The sequence below is a fragment of the Pseudoduganella sp. R-31 genome, assembly GCF_049913235.1.
Taxonomy (GTDB): domain Bacteria; phylum Pseudomonadota; class Gammaproteobacteria; order Burkholderiales; family Burkholderiaceae_D; genus Rugamonas.
This window is the reverse complement of sequence record NZ_CP183986.1, coordinates 2,073,749-2,090,312: the sequence shown is the minus strand read 5'-3', so window position 1 is coordinate 2,090,312 and position 16,564 is coordinate 2,073,749. Positions and strand designations below refer to the sequence as shown.

The window sequence follows — 16,564 nt, the reverse complement described above, 5'->3', positions numbered from 1 at the left end:
CTGGCCTCACCAAGCGAAAGGAGGTGGGCCATGCGGCATTTACTGATCTTTTGCGCCTTGTGCGCCATGGCGCTACCGGCAACCGCCGAGGACAATTTCTTCCGCTGCGTCGACAACCAGGGGGTCGTCATGCTGACCGACCGGCCTTGTGAGAACGTGCCGAACGGCGCCCGGCCCATGCTGGAAAAGGAGCATTTCGTCCTGCCGCCATCCGAACAGACGCGCAGCCAGTGGGTGAATAAAGCGCCGGTTCACGTCTCGCCGAAAATCGATGTTCAGACCTTGCGCATGGCGCGGCAAGTCCTCGAGCTTCGAGACAAGGTCGCCAGCGCAAAATAAGGCCAGCCTTAGCGCTGGCCGTTCTCCTCGTCCAGCGGCAGCAACAGCATGCAGCCTGCCGCTGCGCCATGCACGATCGGCAGCAGCAGCAAGGTAATCTGGGCAGGGGCTTCGGGATCGCTGACGGAGAAGTAAGTGATTGCCACCGCCATCACAATGGGCGCCAAGGGCAATACCGCCGCCGACAAGTTGGCGGGATTGAGGCGGCGCACCGCCAGCAGGTTCAGCAGCAGTGCCACCAGGTAGAGGGCGCGGTACACCCATTCGGAACGGGCGGTGGCAAAGTGCACCCCTGCAAGCATCCCTTGCATAAGCAACCCGAGCAATAACGTCAGTAGAAGCGCGGGCAAGGCTGAGCGTTCCATGATCACGTTGGCCTCCATCGTCACTGAAAGTAACAAAGCAGTTTCTATGCCACGCTTATGTGTCAGGGGGAACCGGGCCGTGCGTTGCGGAATTGCTCGATTTCTGTAAGGAATTCCGACATCCAACGCTTGAAGCCGGCGGGTGAATGTTGCGGCGCGGTATAATAGCGGGCTTGTCTTTTGGATATCGGTTTCAGAGAAGAAGATGCACACTACGCCAGACACCCGCCCCGCCGTTGTACTTCTGCACAGTTCGCTTAGTTCGCGCAGCCAGTGGACCACCCTGATGGCCGAGCAAGAAGCCAATTATCGCTTTATCGCAATCGATCTGTTGGGTTATGGCAAGTCCGCCTTCCCGACCGAAGCTGCTGCCGCCGGCTACACCCTGGCGCATGAAGCCGATGCAGTGGCTGCGGCCCTGGCTTCCCATCTTGATGCCGGCGAGCAATTCCACCTGGTTGGCCACTCCTATGGCGGCGCCACCGCCCTGCGCCTGGCGCGCCAGATGCGCGATCGTGTCCTGTCGCTGTCCGTGTTCGAACCGGTCGCCTTCCACCTGCTGCCAGCCAGCGATGCCGGGCGCCAGGAAATCGAGGCCGTGGTGGCAAATATCAACGCTGCGGAAAGCGCGGAAGACGCCACCCGTACCTTCATTGATTACTGGAACCGCGCCGGCGCCTTCGACTCCCTGCCGGAAGTGCAGCGCCACCGCTTCACCAATGGCATCGCCAAGGTCAAGCTGGACTTCGTCGCCCTGCTCGGCGAACCGGCCCGCGTGCCCGACATGGCGCAACTGGACCTGCCGGCACTGGTGATGGCCGGCGCCAAAGGCCCGGCCTCCACCCGCCGCGTGGCCGAAACCCTGGCTGCCGCACTGCCGCAAGCGCAGTTCACGCTGACCGCCGGCGGCCATATGGCGCCGATCACCCACGCGGCCGACGTCAACCAGGCGCTGCTCGGCTTCCTCGAAAACCAGCGCTTGATCGCTTGACACCGTTGGTCGATAATGACCCGATAATAATCCCGCAGAGGCGAGCATCATGAGCGATACGCGCTATGACCAGCAGATGGCAGTCCAGGTGGACAAGGGCATCGAACTGCTCGCCCAGATGGGCGCGGCCAACGCCTGGATCTACATGCAAACCATGCACGTGCCGCGCAGCGTGATCCTGCGCGTGCTGGCCTACCCTGGGCAGCGCCGCAATTGCGGCCCTTCGGTCCACTAGCTTAATTCACGCACCGCCTGCAGCACGCGCAGCTTGGCGGCATCGGGCCGCTTGCCGCTGCGCCAGGCCACCATCGCCTCCCACTCCCAGCGGGGCAAATCGCCAATCTCCAGTTTCACCAAGCTGCCCAGCTTGAGCTGGCGCGCGGCAGCCATCTCGGGCATGAAAGTAAGAAAGCCATGTTCCAGCGCCAGTTCGATTGCTGCGCTGGCCGGCTGGATGGCATGGATCGCGCTGTCGTTGCGGCGATGGGCGCGCAGCATGCGTATCAGTTCGTCGCAAGCCTCGCCCCAGAATTGCGGCGCCAGGCGCGCATTGGCCACATCGGCCAGTTTCAATGCTTTGCGCCGCGTTAGCGGATGGCCGCGCCGGACCACCGCGACAATCGGCGAACTATACAAGCGTTCCAGCTGGATGCCTGCGATGGCTGGGCACTTCAACACGAAGCCAAGGTGCGCCCGGCCGGTCAGCAGCTTTTCCATGATGACGGGCGAATGATCGGTGGTGCAGCGGATTTCCAGGGGCGCATCGGCCAGCTTGAGCAGCAAGGGACCGAACACCAGCGAGGCCAGCGAAGGCACGCAGTCCAGCACCACTTGCGGCAATGCCGGCGCGCCCTGCACCGCCAGCTTGCCGGCTGCCATGGCATCGAGCGCCTGCTGCGCCGCAGGCAGGAAGGTCTGGCACGCCGGGGTGGGCGTGGCGCCGCGGCGATGGCGGGTAAACAGCTGCACGCCCAATTGCTCTTCCAGCGCTGCAACGCGCTGGCTCACTTGCGGCTGCGACCAGCGGCGCCGCGCCGCCGCCTGCGAGAAGCTGCCCGACTCCACGATTTCCACCAGCAGGGCCAGGTCATCAAAGTTGAGTGCCATAACAAATTTGAATATGAAATATCATGAGATAACTGCTTCTATTATGTCTTAACGCTATCTAAACTGTCAGCATCACTCACGGAGGCATGCATGGCGGCTGCGGCACGGGCAAGGAAGTTGGGCAAGCGTTTCCTTATGACAGACCACATGCTGGTGGTATCCGGCTTCTATCTTGTATTTCCCGTGGTGGCACTGCACTTTGTTGGCCAGCTTGGCTGGGCCGCGGCCTCGGTCGGCCTCGCACTCGGCGTGCGCCAGATGGCGCAGCAAGGCATGGCGCTGTTCGGCGGTTCGCTGTCCGACCGTTTCGGCGCCAAGCCGATGATTGTCGGCGGCATGCTGCTGCGGGCGCTGGGATTCGCAACGATGGCCTATGCCGTCAATCCCGCCATGCTGGTGCTCTCCTGCGTGCTGTCCGGCCTGGGCGGTGCCCTGTTTGACCCGGCGCGCGGCGCCCTGGTCGTCAAACTGACCCGCCCTGCCGAACGGCCCCGCTTCTACTCCATCCTCATGATGCAGGAAAGCGTGGCCGCCGTGACCGGCGCCCTGCTCGGCACCATGCTGCTCGGCGTCGAGTTCCGGTGGGTGGGTCTGGGCGGCTGTGCGGCTTTCGTGCTGGCGGCGCTGGCGAACGCCTGGCTGCTGCCAGCCTACCGCGTCGCCACTCCCGGCACTTCGGCGGTCAAAGCCATGCGCATTCCTTTGCGCGACAAGCCTTTCATCATGCTGGTGCTGACGCTGAGCGGCTATTACATCATGACGGTGCAGCTGATGATGCTGGTGCCGGTTACCCTGACCGAGCTTTCCGGCACACCGCGCACCGTGGCCTGGATGTATGCGGTGGATGCCCTGCTGGCGCTGATGCTGCTGTACCCGATGGCGCGCCTGGGCGAGCGCTACCTGACGCTGGAAGCGCGTCTGCTGGCCGGCATCGGCATCATGTGCGGCGCGGTGCTGGCCATGTCGGTGGCAGCTGCGTTGCTGCCGATGTTCGTTTGTATCGCCGTGTTCTATACCGGTTCGCTGGTGGCCGAACCGGCGCGCGAGTCGCTGGTATCACGCTACGCGCTGCCCTCCGCGCGGGCAAGCTATATGGGCTTGAGCCGTTTCGGGCTTGCGCTGGGAGGCCTGTTCGGCTACACGGCAGGCGGCTGGCTGCTGGACTGGAGCCGCGCCGTGCACACGCCTGCATTGCCCTGGCTGGTGCTGGCCGCGATTGGACTGCTGACGCTGACCGTGCTGGCTTGCGCTGCCGCTCCGCTGCCGCAAAAAAAGAGCCCGCCAGTGGCGGGCTAAACACTTTGGTTGGGTATTTCATTGTAGTGCGCGAAAACGCATCTGATTCTCTCCAATCGTCACCCCATGCCAAATTAGTTATAGCTGGCCTGAAAAAATGAATCACGCGTCCTGCGCTTCGCCGCATAGAATGCAGGAATGAAATCCTATACCGCCCAATGCGTCCTGCCCCTTGCCGCTGAGCTGGGCGAAGGACCACTCTATTTGCCAGGGCAGGATCGCCTGCTGTTTGTGGATCTCAAGCGTTGCATCCTGCATGCGTGGGATGCCGGCGTCCACGAGCACCGCAGCTGGCTGCTGCCTGACTATATCTGCTGGCTGGTGCCGCGCCGCGACGGCGATGGCTTCATGGCCGGCCTGCGCGACAGCGTAGTGCGACTGTGGCTGGAGCCGGAACTGCGCGTCGAGACGGTCGTGCGCGTAGTCGATGGCGCCGCTGGCCAGCGACTGAACGACGCCAAGGTCGACCCGAGCGGCCGCTTGTGGCTGGGCTCCATGCACAATACCGATTACCGGCAAAAGGTGGGCAAGCTGTTCCGCCTTGATCCGGACCAGAGCCTGCGCGTGGCCGACGAGGGCTACCACATCTGCAACGGCCCGACCTTCGCGCCTGATGGCAGCGCGCTGTATCACTCGGACAGCTTCCTCGACGTGACCTACCGCTACCCGCTGGCAGCCGATGGCAGCCTTGGACCACGCGAAACCTGGCGCCGCTATACCGACGGCGGTTCGCCGGACGGCATGCAGGCGGATAGCGAAGGATGCATCTGGATTTCCACCTGGGGCGGCAAACGCGTTTGCCGTTTCAGCCCGGAAGGCGAACTGCTGGCGGAAGTGCAGCTGCCGACATCGCATCCTGCGTCGCTGGCATTCGGCGGCGAAGACCTGCGCACGCTGTACATCACCACGGCGCGGGAAGGCCTGTCGGCGGAACAGTTGGCGCAGGAACCGCTGGCGGGCGCCCTGTTCAGCGCCCGCATCGACGTGCCGGGATTGCCGGCCAACGCCTTCGGCTAAGTCAGTACAACTCTTTCGCCGCGCTGCGCACAGCCTGCAACAACAGGTTGGCGCCCGGCGACATCAGGTGGTCGGCCTTGGTGATGATGCCGAATGCGTCCATGCGGAACGGCAGTTCCAGCGGCAGGATCGACAGTACGTTCAGCTCTGCGTAATAACGCGCCACCTCCACCGGCATCACGTGGATGGCATCGGTCTTCTGCAGCAGTGCGGTAATCAGGAGCTGGGAAGTGGTGTCGACCACGTCGACCGGCGGTTCCAGGCCGGCGCGGCGGAACATCATGTCGCAGCGGTGGCGCAGGATGCTGCCTTGCGGCGGCAGGATCCACGGGCGGTTGGCGATATCCTTCAATTGCAGCTTCTCGCGCTCCAGCAGTGGATGGCCGGTGCGCACAACGGCGCATGCCGGCTCCTCGGTCAGCTCCTCGTACACCAGGCCCGCCGTGCTTTCCTTTTCCAGGATGCGTCCGATCATGAAATCCAGCGTGCCGCGCTGGAGCAGTTCCATCAGCACGTTACTGGCTTCCACCTGCACGCCGATACGCAGCAGCGGCGCTTCCTTTTTCACGCGGGTGATGGCGTTGGGCAGCAGGTTCATCGCCGGCGTCATGATGACGCCGACTTCCACCTGGCCGGACAAGCCGGCTTTCAGCGTCACGATATCGTCATGCGCCAGGGCCAGGCTGGTGAGGGCCATGCGGGCGTGGCGGATCATGGTTTCGCCGTACAGCGTCGGCTCCATGCCGCGCGGCAGGCGCTCGAACAGCTTCACGTCCAGCATGTCCTCAAGGTCCTTGAGTTGCTTGGAGGCGGCGGGCTGCGTCATGTGCAGTTCTTCCGCAGCGCGGTGGATGTTGCGGTGTTCATCCAGCGCGATCATCAGCAGCAGTTGACGAGTTTTCAACCTCGCCTTCAGGAACCAGTTCGGATTCGGGGTAGTCATGCGAGGCATGATACCACCGCCGTTATCGACCAATAAGTCGCGCCTCATTTGCAGCCCGGCGCAGGATTGGCGGCCGGGCCTTCAGCCGTTTGCGGGATGAAGGCAATGGTGCCGTCAGGGTTGTAGTGCAGTTCTTCCACCGCCACGGAACGGCGGTATTCGCCGCCTGTCGGCAGCTTGTCGTTGTGGTAGAAGATGTAGGACTTGCCGTTGAAGTCGATCACCGCCTGGTGAATGGTCTTCACCACCTTGTTCATGTCCATGATCTTGCCGCGGAAAGTCCATGGGCCGGTGGCGCTAGGACCGGTGGCGTAGGCAGTCTCCTCCGGGAAGTTGCGCGAATAGGTCAGGTAGTAGGTCTTGTCGTGGCGGTGCAGGTACGCCGCTTCGGTGAAATTGTCGATGCCGACGGTATGGATCGGGCCATCGAGTTCGATCATATTCGGCTTCAGCTTGGCGTATTTCAGCACGCGATTGCCCCAGTACAGGTAGGCCTGGCCGTCCTTGTCGATGAAGACCGCCGGGTCGATATCGTCCCAGGGAATATCGGTTTCCCTGGTCATGTCGTTGGTGATCAGGGCACTGCCGCGCGCATCGACGAAGGGGCCGGTCGGCTTGTCCGACACCGCCACGCCGATCGCTTTGCCCGGCTTGCTCGCATCGTGTTCGACCGGGGCGTAAAAGTAGTACTTGCCATTGCGCTTGGTGACGTCGGCAGCCCAGGCGTCGGCCTTGGCCCATTTGAAGGTCTTCACGTTCAGCGGCGACCCCATGTCGGTCCAGTTCTTCATGTCGCAGGAGGACAGCACGCGCCATTCGCGCATCAGGTAGTCCTTGCCTTCCGGCGCCGCTTCGTCGCGGCCAACGTAGAGGTAGACGCGGTTGCCGTCGACCAGTGCCGCCGGGTCGGCAGTGAAGATATTCGATACAAGCGGATTGGCTGCCTGCGCCAGGGTACACATCGTCGCCAATGCCGATGCGACGGCCGATTTCTTGAACATGAAGTCTCCTTTTAGTTTTTCTGTTTCCAGGCCAGCAGGCGTTGCAGCGCGCAGAACGCGAACAACAGCACGCCGATGACGATCTTGGTCCACCACGAGCTGAGCGTGCCGTCGAACACGATCAGGGTCTGGATGGCGCCCAGCACCAGCACGCCGGTCAGGGCGCCGGCCACGTAACCGTAGCCGCCAGTCAGCAGCGTGCCGCCGATCACCACGGCGGCGATCGCATCGAGTTCGGTGCCCTGCGCGTGCAGGCCGTAGCCCGACAGCATGTAGAAGGCGAATAGCAGGCCGGCCAGCGCCGCGCAGCCGCCACTGATGGCGTACACGGCGACCTTGGTGGCTCCCACCGGGAGTCCCATCATGTGGGCCGATTGCTCGTTGCCGCCGACTGCATACACGGCGCGGCCGAACGGCGTCATATGCGCCACCACCATGGCCACCGCCAACAGGACCAGCGCAATCACCACGCCCGGCGAGATAAAGCCGTCAAAGACCCCGACCTGCGCCTGCGAGATGGCGACGAAGGCCGGGTCCTCGATCGGGATCGAATTCACGCTGATCAGGTAGCACAGGCCGCGTGCCAGGAACATGCCGCCCAAGGTGACAATGAAAGGCTGCAGGCGGAAAAAGTGGATCAGGGCGCCCATGCCGGCGCCGAACACGACGCCCATCAGCAGCACGGCAACCATCACGGCCGCGGGCGGCCAGTGCGCCGCATGCAGCAGCCATGCGGCGACCATGGTACTGAGCGCCAGCACCGAGCCTACCGACAGGTCGATGCCGCCGGACAGAATGACAAAGCTCATGCCGACGGCGATCACCAGCAGGAAGGCATTGTCGATCAGGAGGTTGAGCATCACCTGCAGCGACAGGAAGCCGGGATAGGCGATGCCCCCTGCCACCAGCAATGCAAGCAACAGGCCGACAGTAACGAGGGAAGTAAAGTACGGGGCGCGGGTCATGCCTTGCTCCTTTGCGACAGGCATACCGCGAACACCACCAGCGACTTGACGACGAGGTTGACTTCCGGCGGCACGCCGAGCGAATACACGGTGTAGGTAAGGGTCTGGATGATCAGGGCGCCGATCACGCTGCCGACCAGGTTGAACTTGCCGCCGGCCAGCGAGGTGCCGCCCAGGGTGACGGCCAGGATGGCGTCCAGTTCCAGCAGCAAGCCGGCATTATTGGCGTCGGCGCTCTTGATGTTGGAGCTGATGATCAGCCCCGCCAGGCCGGCGCATACCGCGCAGAAGGCGTAGCTGGCGAAAATCAGCGCCCCGGCGCGGATGCCGGCCAGCCGCGCCGCAACCGGGTTGATGCCGACTGCTTGCGTGAACAGGCCGAGCGCGGTCTTGCGCATCGCCAGCGCGACGGCTGCGACCACTGCCAGCGCAAGGTAAAGCGCCACCGGCAGGCCAAGCAGGTAGCCGCTGCCCAGCACGAAGAAATCTTCGCGGTAGACGGTGATGATCTGGCCGTCGGTAACCAGCTGCGCGAGGCCGCGTCCGGCGACCATCAGCACCAGGGTGGCGACGATCGGCTGCAGGCCAAGGCTGGCTACCAGCAGGCCGTTCCAGACGCCGCATAACAGCGCGGCGCCCAGTGCTGCGGCAAAGGCCAGCCACAGCGGCTGCTCGGCGGCGGCCACGGTGCAGGCGACGGCAGCGGCCAGCGCTACCACGGCGCCGACCGAAATGTCGATGCCGCGCATGGCGATCACAATGGTCATGCCGGTAGCCGCCAGCATCAATGGCGCGGCGCGGTTCAGGATGTCAACCATGGCGCCGTACAGGTGGCCATCCTTCACTTCCAGGTGGAAGAAGCCGGGCACGGCGAACAGGTTAATCAGCAGCAGCACGGCCAATGCGCCGAGCGGACGTGCCAGCGGGTGGGCCAACAGGCGCGCAGCCATGCCCGGGCCGGCGTTCGCTGCGCGCGAGGCCGGCGCAGCAGCCAGGTGGGCGGTATTCTGCGTCATGCTGCCTCCCCTGCAATGGCATGCAGCACGGTGGTTTCATCGAGCTCGCCGCGCTGGTATTCGCCGCATGCTGCGCGGTCGCGCATGACAATCATGCGGTCGCTGCAGCGCAGTACTTCCGGCAGCTCGGACGAGATAAACAGCAGCGACATGCCGCGCTTGCACAGCGTTGTTACGTAATCCATGATTTCCTGCTTGGCGCGCACATCGATGCCGCGCGTTGGTTCGTCCAGGATCATCAAGCGCGGATCGGTGGCCAGCCAGCGCGCCAGAAGAACCTTCTGCTGGTTGCCGCCGGATAGCGCGCCGATCGGCGTTTCGATGCTGGCAGTCTTGATGCCGAGCGCCTTGACATATTCTTCCGCCAGTTCGCGCTGGCGTTGCATCGGGATGGCGCGCAACATGCCCTGGCGGGCCTGCATCGCAAGCACCAGGTTTTCGCGCACGGAGAGCGACAGGATCGCGCCTTCCAGCTTGCGGTCTTCCGAGCAGAAGCCAATGCCGGCGGCAATCGCCTGGCGCGGGTTGGCAAACGTGCCGTAGGCCTTGTCGGCGATGGCGATATCGCCTTTGTCGGCGCGGTCGGCTCCGAACAGCAGGCGCGCCAGCTCGGTGCGCCCGGCGCCCAGTAAGCCTGCCAGGCCAAGCACTTCGCCTTCGCGCACCTGCATGTCCATCGGCTGCAGCACGCCTTTGCGGCCCAGGCCGCGCGTCTCGAGGACAACGCGTGCCGCAGCCGCTTCCTGTGTGCGGCTACCAGGTTCCGCCACTGTGCCGGTGCTTGCAGCCGGGTCGGCCGCATCCGCCGGCTTGCCGATCATCTTGTTCACCAGGGCCAGCCGCGACAGGTCGGCCGCGGCATACTCTCCTTCGCGTTCGCCATTGCGCATCACGGTGATGCGGTCGGAAATCGCGTAAGTCTGGTCCAGGAAGTGGGTCACGAACAGGATCGCCATGCCCTGCTCGCGCAGCCGGCGCAGCACGCGGAACAGCAACTGCACCTCCGCCTCGTCGAGGCTGGAAGTAGGCTCGTCCAGCACCAGCACGCGCGAGGAAATGTTCAAGGCACGCGAGATCGCCACCATCTGCTGGATCGCCAAGGGATAGCGCGACAAAGGCGCCGTCACATCGATATCGATCTCCAGCTCACGCAGCAAGGTAGCCGCGCGCGTCCGCATTCCCTTCCAGTCCACCGTGCCCCACTTGCGCGGATAACGGCCGATGAAGATGTTCTCGGCCACCGACAGGTTCGGACACAGGTTCACCTCTTGGTACACCGTGGAAATGCCCAGCTCCTGCGCCTCCAGCGTCGAGCGCGGATGGATCGCACGGCCTTCAAGCGTGATGCTGCCCTGGTCCGGCGCATGCACGCCGGTGAGCACCTTGATCAGGGTCGACTTGCCCGCCCCGTTCTGCCCCATCAGCGTATGCACTTCGCCAGGGTAGAGCCGCAGCCCCGCCTCGCTCAGCGCCTTCACGCCCGGGAAGGCCTTATGGATGCCGGACAGCTCCAGCACCGGGGCCGCCGCTGCGGTGGCCATCATCAGTATTTCCGGTTAGGGAGTTCTTTAGCTGCCACTTCCGCCGGGAACACGCGTTCCTCGGTCACGATGCGCGGCGCCACAGGCTTGCCGGCGACCACATCCTGCGCCGCCTTCATCAGTTGCGGGCCAAGCAGCGGGCTGCATTCGACCGACACGTTCAGCTTACCGGCGATCATGGCCTGGAAAGCGCCCTTCACACCGTCGATGGAAACGATGATGATGTCCTTGCCCGGTTTCAGGCCCGCTTCTTCAATGGCCTGGATGGCGCCGATCGCCATATCGTCGTTGTGCGCGTACAGCACGTTGATGTCCTTGCCGTGGGCTTTCAGGAAGGCTTCCATCACCTCCTTGCCCTTGGCGCGGGTGAATTCGCCGGTCTGGGTGCGGATCACCTTCAGCTTGGCGTTGCCCTTGATGGCTTCTTCAAAGCCGGCCTTGCGGTCGAGCGCCGGCGCCGAACCCACGGTGCCCTGCAGCTCCACCACATTCAGTACCGGCTTGCTCTGCTTGGCCGCATAGTCCACCAGCCATTTGCCGGCACGGCGGCCTTCTTCCACGAAGTCGGAGCCGATCAGGGTGACGTACAGCGACTTGTCGGCCACTTTCACAGCGCGGTCGGTCAGGATGACCGGGATCTTGGCTGCCTTGGCTTCGCGCAGCACGGTTTCCCAGCCGGTTTCCACGACCGGAGAGAACGCGATCACGTCCACGCGCTGGGCGATGAAGGAACGGATCGCCTTGACCTGGTTTTCCTGCTTCTGCTGGGCGTCGGCGAACTTGAGGGTGATGCCGGCCTGTTTGGCGGCATCCTTGATGGAGGTTGTATTGGCCGTGCGCCATTCACTTTCGGCGCCAACCTGGGAAAAGCCCATTACCAGAGGCTTGGCTGCGAACACGCTGCCCGAAGCAGCAAAGGCGAGGGCGAACGCGCCGCCGAGGATAGTCCTGCGGGTGACTTTCATGCCGGTCTCCAAAATTATAGTAGATCAATATTAGGAGAATCCGTCATGCCGATCTAATTCATTTTTTCGCAGGACTCATATCATTTTTATTATCTCAGCAGGCGCAGGCCATACAGGCCGCCAGCCATCGAGCCGGAATGGGCGACAAACTTCACTTCCAGCTTTCCATCGCGCGCGGCGCCGGCCGGAACCGGCAGGTCCAGGGAATAGAATGCATCGCCTTTACGCTCGATGATGACCTGCTGTAGCAGCCGGCCGTTCAGCAGCACGTCGAACTTGCGGCCAGCGTCGCCGGATGCAAAGGTCAGGCGCAGCACGCGGCCCGCGCCTTCAAGGTCTTTCAGCTCGTAGCTGAACCATCCGCTGGCATGGCGCCAATGCCGGGTGCCATTCAGGCCCGCGTCCGCCCCTTCGCCTTTGAAGGAGTGATCCGATTCCGGTTGCTGTTCGCCGGGCGCCACCTGGTCGACAGTCCGTGCGTCGAGCGCTAGCCGCTCAGCCTCGGCGGCCGCTGCTTTCGTGCGCATCGCCGCCAGGCCGGCCGGCGTGGTCTCCTGCCAATAGATCATGTAGCGCGAATCGTGCAGGCGGAAGAACGGAATGAAACGCAGCACGCTTGCGCCCTGCCCTTGCACCAGGCCCGGCGCAGTAAATGTCAGGGGCCGCCCCGGCACAGGCTTGAACTTGTCGAGGAAATCCTTGCGATCGCTGACGAATACCGGCGCCGCCTCCTGCGGGCAGACCTGGCCTTGCGCAATATGGCCCATGCGCGAGTCGTCGGCCATGAAATTCAATTGCTCGCCGGGGAAAGGCGAGGTTTTCGCCGCCAGCACGATCGGGCCGTGCAGCACGGCGTAATAGTTCGACTTGTCGGGCATCTGCTCAAGCGTGGTGCGCATCGGTAGCCGCACGTCGACAGTGTCGCCTTTTCGCCACACTCGGGCCAGTTCCACGTAGCCGCCAGGTGCGCCCTGCACCGTCACCGCCTTGCCGTTGACGCGCACGGCCAGCGCTCCTTTCGCCACCCAGCCTGGATAGCGGATCTTCATGGTGAACTTGCCGCCGCTGTCGATGGACAGCCGGGTGCTGGCCTGGTCCGGGAAACTGTTGGACTGGGTCAGCACGACGCCTTTCTCGCGCCATTCGAGCCGTGAGGGGATGAACAGGTTGACCAGCAAGGCATCGCCGTCGCGGGCGTAGATGAATTCACCGTACTTGGCGTGGCTCTCGATGCCGGAGCCGACGCAGCACCACATGCCTTTGTCCACTTCCGAATAGACGCGGTAGTGGTTGGGCCGCATCGGCGTGAAGTACACAAAACCGCCGCTCTCCGGGCGCTGGGAGGACAGGATATGGTTGTACAGCGCACGCTCGTAATAGTCGCCATACGCCGCGCTCGGGTCTCGCTGGTACAGCAGCTCGGTGAGCTTGAGCATATTGTAGGTGTTGCAGGTTTCCGGCCCTTCCACCTCGCTGCTCATCGAGGAAAAGTCCTTATCGTCGTGGAAGTGCTCCTTGACGCTGTTGCCGCCGATGGCGACGGTACGGTGGTCGTGCACGGTCCGCCAGAAGAAGCTGGCGGCGTTGTGCCATTGCTGCTCGCCGGTCAGTTCGGCAATGCGTTCGAAGCCGATCACTTTCGGGATCTGCGTATTGGCATGCAGGCCGGTCAGCTCATCGCGGCCCTCCGCCAGCGGCCGCAGGATGGCCTGGTGCGAAAAGCGCCTGGCGGCAGCGAGGTAGCGCTGGTCGCCGGTCAACTGGTAGACGTCCGCCAGCACCTCGTTCATGCCGCCATGCTCCGCGCGCAGCATCGACTGCATCTGCTCGTCGCTCAGGGAGCTGGTCATCGCGACGGTCCAGTCGGCAAACCTGACCAGCATCTGCCGCGCATCTTCGTTGCCGGCATAACGCCAGGCGTCGCGCAGGCCGGCGGCGATCTTGTGCAGGTTATACCAAGGCACCCATTTGCCGTTGACCGAGAAGTTGTCGGCATGGAGCTTGCCGTTGGCGATATCGTTCCAGGCCGCGCGGCCGCCGGGAATGCCGCCCAGGTAGCCGTCCGGCGCTTGTGCTTTCTTCAGCTCCTGCACGAAGTAGTCGAGGCGTTCGCGCACGGTGCCGTCGCCGGTGGCAGCCCACATCAGGGACAGCGCAGAGAGGTAGTGCCCGCCCATGTGGCCATCGAGGCCGCTGGATTCCCAGTTGCCGTAGGATGGTTTTGGCAGCGGCAGGCCGGCCTCGCGGCGGAACGGCGCCAGCAGCCGGTCTGCGTCGAGCGCCAGCAGGTAGCGCCGGTTGGTTTCCTGGGCCTGCAGGAAGGGGCTAGGCAGGAGGCGGACGTGCTGCAGGGGGAATAGTTCGGCGGCGCTCGCAGCATCCGGCACCAATGCCGCTGCACTTGCGCCAGCCGCGAGCAGCACAGCAAAGCCGCGCTGCAATGCCCGGGCCAACTTTGGCGCGATCATTTCTGGACGCTCTGGTAATGGTCCAGGTCTGCGGTGTCGACCACAGGCCAGCCTGCGCGATCCCAGCGCATTTCCATCACCTTCAGCTTTTGCAGGTATTTGTCTTTCGTTTCGTAGGCGTGAAGCACCATCACATCCATGCCGTCGAAAGTGTAGGCGCTGTTATGGCCGAGGGCCTTCCAGTCCGCGTTACCCTGCACGACCAGCGATCCGCCGCCAAGCAGCATGTCCTTGCCATCCTTGTCGAGATAAGGGCCGGTGACCGTGCGCGAACGGCCGACGACAACGTGGTAAGTGCTCTTCTCTTTCTGGCAGCACAGTCCCCAGGAGACGAACAGGTAGTACCAGCCGTTCTTGCGGAAGATGAAGGGCGCCTCGATCTCCGCCGGGCCGCCGCTGTCATCCTTCACGAAAGCCGGACGCTCGCGGGCGGCGATGGTGCTCCAGACCTGCGGTTCGGCCGGGCGCGTCCAGGCTTCATTCAGCTTGACCAGCTTGATGCCGCCCCAGAACGAGCCGAAGGCCATCCAGCCTGTCCCCTTGTCGTCTTCGATGACATTGGAATCGATCGCGTTCCAGATGTCGCGCCCCGGCACCGATTGCACGACGATGCCCTGGTCCTCCCACTTGTAGTCTGGGGAGCGCGGGTCGAGGGTCTTGTTCACCGTCACGCCGATGGCCGAGGTGTTCTTGCCGAAAGCCGAAACGGAGTAGTACAACAGGTATTTGCCATTGTGATACTGGATGTCCGGCGCCCAGACATGGTCGTCGAAGCCCGGCGCCGCCTTGGCGGCGGCCGGTGGATGGCCCGCGAAGATGCGGCCTTCCGGCTGCCAGTTCAGCATGTCCTTCGAGCTGTAGAAGGTAATTCCAGGCCCGGTCGAGTACAGGTAATAGGTATCGCCCTGCTTCGCCATCACCGGATCATGCACACTAACCTGCGCAGCCATCGCCGCCTGCGCCAGCACGAGGGCCGCGCCAAATATCCACTTCATCGTCATCTCAAGTTCCCGTTCTCGCGCCCCACAGCGATACGCCTGCCTTCGACTGCACCGTAAAGGTCACCTCAAAGGCGCCGGCGTTGGTATTCCACTGCCGCGACAAGATCCCATTGTAGGCTGTACCGTCGGCCAGCACGATGCCGACCTTGTTTGCGCCCTGGTGCGTCCAGGTGCCTGCCAGCGCGCCGCTGACGGCGCCGCCGGCCGCCAGGGTCACGACCTGCGATGGCTTGATGGTTGCCGAAATGTCCTTGCCATGGTTGATCACCTTGTACGTGCCTGCCGCATCGGCCGCAGTAACGTCTGCCGACAGCGTGGTGGCATTCTTCGACAGCGGAACATAACGGAATGGCGCCACCACCGGCCAGCCGTCGGCGTTGATGAACATTTCGTGCACGCGTACCTCATGCACCTCGCCCTGACCCGGGAAGCGGGTATGGAACACCAGGAAGTACTTGCCGGCAGCCGCATCGTAGTACGCCGAGTTGTGGCCCGGCGATACGTAGCCGAGCGCCGTCCCGCTCTCGCCTGCCGCCAGCGCAAACTGGTGGCTGCCCATCAGCTTCTGCCCGTGCGGTGCGATGCTGGCGTCGTCAAACAGCGGCAACGCCGGGTTGGCCTTGACGGTCGCCATGTCGGTGCCCGCAGCATCCACATACGGGCCATCCGGGTTCAGCGAACGGGCAACGCGGATGTTGTAGCCGCCATTTGCATCCAGCCCGCCAAACGATACGAACAGGTAGTAGTACTTGCTGTCCGGGCTGTACAGGATGTAGGCGCCCTCGATGCGCGCGTGATTGCCGCCCATCAGGTGCTTGCCGTAGCCCTGGCCGGGCTTCTGCAGCCCGGTCGCCGGGTCCATCTCCATGATGAAGATGCCGCCGGAGTAGGAGCCGTACACCATCCACAGCTTTCCGCTGCTGTCGCGGAAGACGTTGGGGTCCACCACATTGGGATGCTTCGTGGCGTCGTAGATGGTGCCGTCGGGACTGACCTCGCCCCACATGCCGGACTTCAGCAGCAGTTGCTTGTTGACGTAAGGACCGTCCACCTTGTCCGCCACCGCCACGCCGAGTGCGGAGCGCGGAGAGTCGCCCTTGCAGGCGCAGTAGTACATGTAGAACTTGCCGTCATCCAGTTTCGCCACGTCCGGCGCCCACAGCGTGTCGGACTGGGCCCAGGTCAGCGCTTCCGTCAGCGCCACGGTAACGTTGTTGAACAGCGGATTGCCGGCGTTGACGCCATCGGCAATCTTCGTCCAGTTCATCCAGTCGGTGGTTTTTGCCGCCGCCAGGTGGGAACCGAATACGTAATAGGAGTCGCCCGACTTGATCACCGAAGGGTCATGCACCGATACGTTGGCGAAGGCGACCGTCGTCACCGATGGCGTAGTTGGCGGCACTGGCGACGCCGCGGGTGGCGCCGACGCCGGGGCCACGGCGGTGGACGAGCCACCGCCGCCGCCACCGCAGCCGCCCAGGCCCGCCAGGGCGACACCGGCCGCCGCCGAGCGCAGAAACGCCCGGCGTTGCACGGAGATGTTTTCCAT

16 protein-coding genes are annotated in these 16,564 nt (G+C 63.7%); 5 read left to right on the top strand and 11 right to left on the bottom strand.

Going from position 1 to position 16,564, the window contains the following annotated elements:
- The first annotated feature begins 30 nt into the window (after positions 1-30).
- The gene (locus ACN9MY_RS09470; RefSeq protein WP_426337202.1) at positions 31-339 is read left to right on the top strand and encodes a DUF4124 domain-containing protein; all 309 of its coding nucleotides are present in this window, start codon (positions 31-33) and stop codon (positions 337-339) included.
- A gap of 8 nt (positions 340-347) precedes the next feature.
- On the opposite strand, the gene ACN9MY_RS09465 is transcribed toward ACN9MY_RS09470, so the two are convergent.
- Positions 348-650, bottom strand: a complete 303-nt coding sequence (locus ACN9MY_RS09465) for a hypothetical protein (protein ID WP_426170075.1) — start codon at positions 648-650, stop codon at positions 348-350.
- A 259-nt stretch (positions 651-909) separates the two neighbouring features.
- Between ACN9MY_RS09465 and ACN9MY_RS09460 the strand changes: the two genes are divergently transcribed.
- Both ACN9MY_RS09460 and ACN9MY_RS09455 read left to right on the top strand, forming a co-directional pair.
- Entirely contained in the window at positions 910-1,695 is a 786-nt protein-coding gene (locus ACN9MY_RS09460) for an alpha/beta fold hydrolase (protein ID WP_426337201.1), read from the top strand.
- A 49-nt stretch (positions 1,696-1,744) separates the two neighbouring features.
- Positions 1,745-1,930, top strand: a complete 186-nt coding sequence (locus tag ACN9MY_RS09455; protein WP_426170071.1) for a hypothetical protein — start codon at positions 1,745-1,747, stop codon at positions 1,928-1,930.
- Here ACN9MY_RS09455 and ACN9MY_RS09450 read toward each other — a convergent pair.
- On the bottom strand, positions 1,927-2,802 hold the full coding sequence (locus tag ACN9MY_RS09450) for a LysR family transcriptional regulator (protein WP_426337200.1): 876 nt from the start codon (positions 2,800-2,802) through the stop codon (positions 1,927-1,929). The two genes, ACN9MY_RS09455 and ACN9MY_RS09450, sit on opposite strands and share 4 nt — an antisense overlap.
- 90 nt (positions 2,803-2,892) lie before the next feature.
- On the opposite strand from ACN9MY_RS09450, the gene mdtH reads away from it, so the two are divergent.
- Both mdtH and ACN9MY_RS09440 read left to right on the top strand, forming a co-directional pair.
- Positions 2,893-4,098 carry a multidrug efflux MFS transporter MdtH gene (gene mdtH, locus ACN9MY_RS09445; RefSeq protein ID WP_426337199.1) on the top strand — a complete coding sequence of 402 codons (1,206 nt, stop codon included), beginning with the start codon at positions 2,893-2,895 and terminating at the stop codon, positions 4,096-4,098.
- Positions 4,099-4,236: 138 nt separating this feature from the next.
- Positions 4,237-5,115, top strand: coding sequence for an SMP-30/gluconolactonase/LRE family protein (locus tag ACN9MY_RS09440; RefSeq protein ID WP_426337198.1), 879 nt, complete (start codon positions 4,237-4,239; stop codon positions 5,113-5,115).
- A gap of 1 nt (position 5,116) precedes the next feature.
- Here ACN9MY_RS09440 and ACN9MY_RS09435 read toward each other — a convergent pair whose 3' ends face one another.
- The 9 genes from ACN9MY_RS09435 to ACN9MY_RS09395 all read right to left on the bottom strand — a co-directional run bounded on the left by ACN9MY_RS09435 (position 5,117) and on the right by ACN9MY_RS09395 (position 16,564).
- Positions 5,117-6,058 (bottom strand): LysR family transcriptional regulator, encoded by a 942-nt coding sequence (locus ACN9MY_RS09435; RefSeq protein WP_426172160.1) that lies wholly within the window; start codon positions 6,056-6,058, stop codon positions 5,117-5,119.
- A gap of 44 nt (positions 6,059-6,102) precedes the next feature.
- Complete coding sequence (locus ACN9MY_RS09430; protein WP_426170062.1) at positions 6,103-7,059, bottom strand: glycoside hydrolase family 43 protein; 957 nt, start codon at positions 7,057-7,059, stop codon at positions 6,103-6,105.
- An 11-nt stretch (positions 7,060-7,070) separates the two neighbouring features.
- Entirely contained in the window at positions 7,071-8,024 is a 954-nt protein-coding gene (yjfF, locus tag ACN9MY_RS09425; protein ID WP_426170059.1) for a galactofuranose ABC transporter, permease protein YjfF, read from the bottom strand.
- A complete protein-coding gene (locus ACN9MY_RS09420; RefSeq protein ID WP_426323718.1) occupies positions 8,021-8,974 on the bottom strand; it encodes an ABC transporter permease in 954 nt (317 codons plus the stop codon). The genes yjfF and ACN9MY_RS09420 overlap by 4 nt, the downstream gene beginning before the upstream one ends.
- 62 nt (positions 8,975-9,036) lie before the next feature.
- Positions 9,037-10,584 carry a sugar ABC transporter ATP-binding protein gene (locus ACN9MY_RS09415; RefSeq protein WP_426337197.1) on the bottom strand — a complete coding sequence of 516 codons (1,548 nt, stop codon included), beginning with the start codon at positions 10,582-10,584 and terminating at the stop codon, positions 9,037-9,039.
- Complete coding sequence (locus ACN9MY_RS09410) at positions 10,584-11,546, bottom strand: ABC transporter substrate-binding protein (RefSeq protein WP_426321923.1); 963 nt, start codon at positions 11,544-11,546, stop codon at positions 10,584-10,586. Before ACN9MY_RS09410 ends, ACN9MY_RS09415 begins: the two co-directional genes overlap by 1 nt.
- Positions 11,547-11,635: 89 nt before the next feature.
- Positions 11,636-14,014 (bottom strand): beta-L-arabinofuranosidase domain-containing protein, encoded by a 2,379-nt coding sequence (locus tag ACN9MY_RS09405; protein WP_426337196.1) that lies wholly within the window; start codon positions 14,012-14,014, stop codon positions 11,636-11,638.
- The gene (locus ACN9MY_RS09400) at positions 14,011-15,009 is read right to left on the bottom strand and encodes an arabinan endo-1,5-alpha-L-arabinosidase (protein WP_426337195.1); all 999 of its coding nucleotides are present in this window, start codon (positions 15,007-15,009) and stop codon (positions 14,011-14,013) included. The genes ACN9MY_RS09405 and ACN9MY_RS09400 overlap by 4 nt, the downstream gene beginning before the upstream one ends.
- A 7-nt stretch (positions 15,010-15,016) precedes the next feature.
- A complete protein-coding gene (locus ACN9MY_RS09395) occupies positions 15,017-16,564 on the bottom strand; it encodes a glycoside hydrolase family 43 protein (RefSeq protein WP_426337194.1) in 1,548 nt (515 codons plus the stop codon).

Bases quoted from the DNA above. Each gene is read 5' to 3' on its own strand.
- ACN9MY_RS09430 (WP_426170062.1), bottom strand. From the start codon at position 7,059: ATGTTCAAGAAATCGGCCGTCGCATCGGCATTGGCGACGATGTGTACC.
- ACN9MY_RS09420 (WP_426323718.1), bottom strand. From the start codon at position 8,974: ATGGCTGCGCGCCTGTTGGCCCACCCGCTGGCACGTCCGCTCGGCGCA.
- ACN9MY_RS09395 (WP_426337194.1), bottom strand. From the start codon at position 16,564: ATGGAAAACATCTCCGTGCAACGCCGGGCGTTTCTGCGCTCGGCGGCG.
- ACN9MY_RS09415 (WP_426337197.1), bottom strand. From the start codon at position 10,584: ATGATGGCCACCGCAGCGGCGGCCCCGGTGCTGGAGCTGTCCGGCATC.
- ACN9MY_RS09400 (WP_426337195.1), bottom strand. From the start codon at position 15,009: ATGAAGTGGATATTTGGCGCGGCCCTCGTGCTGGCGCAGGCGGCGATG.
- ACN9MY_RS09460 (WP_426337201.1), top strand. From the start codon at position 910: ATGCACACTACGCCAGACACCCGCCCCGCCGTTGTACTTCTGCACAGT.
- ACN9MY_RS09450 (WP_426337200.1), bottom strand. From the start codon at position 2,802: ATGGCACTCAACTTTGATGACCTGGCCCTGCTGGTGGAAATCGTGGAG.
- ACN9MY_RS09410 (WP_426321923.1), bottom strand. From the start codon at position 11,546: ATGAAAGTCACCCGCAGGACTATCCTCGGCGGCGCGTTCGCCCTCGCC.
- ACN9MY_RS09455 (WP_426170071.1), top strand. From the start codon at position 1,745: ATGAGCGATACGCGCTATGACCAGCAGATGGCAGTCCAGGTGGACAAG.
- mdtH (WP_426337199.1), top strand. From the start codon at position 2,893: ATGGCGGCTGCGGCACGGGCAAGGAAGTTGGGCAAGCGTTTCCTTATG.
- ACN9MY_RS09465 (WP_426170075.1), bottom strand. From the start codon at position 650: ATGCAAGGGATGCTTGCAGGGGTGCACTTTGCCACCGCCCGTTCCGAA.
- yjfF (WP_426170059.1), bottom strand. From the start codon at position 8,024: ATGACCCGCGCCCCGTACTTTACTTCCCTCGTTACTGTCGGCCTGTTG.
- ACN9MY_RS09405 (WP_426337196.1), bottom strand. From the start codon at position 14,014: ATGATCGCGCCAAAGTTGGCCCGGGCATTGCAGCGCGGCTTTGCTGTG.
- ACN9MY_RS09440 (WP_426337198.1), top strand. From the start codon at position 4,237: ATGAAATCCTATACCGCCCAATGCGTCCTGCCCCTTGCCGCTGAGCTG.
- ACN9MY_RS09470 (WP_426337202.1), top strand. From the start codon at position 31: ATGCGGCATTTACTGATCTTTTGCGCCTTGTGCGCCATGGCGCTACCG.
- ACN9MY_RS09435 (WP_426172160.1), bottom strand. From the start codon at position 6,058: ATGACTACCCCGAATCCGAACTGGTTCCTGAAGGCGAGGTTGAAAACT.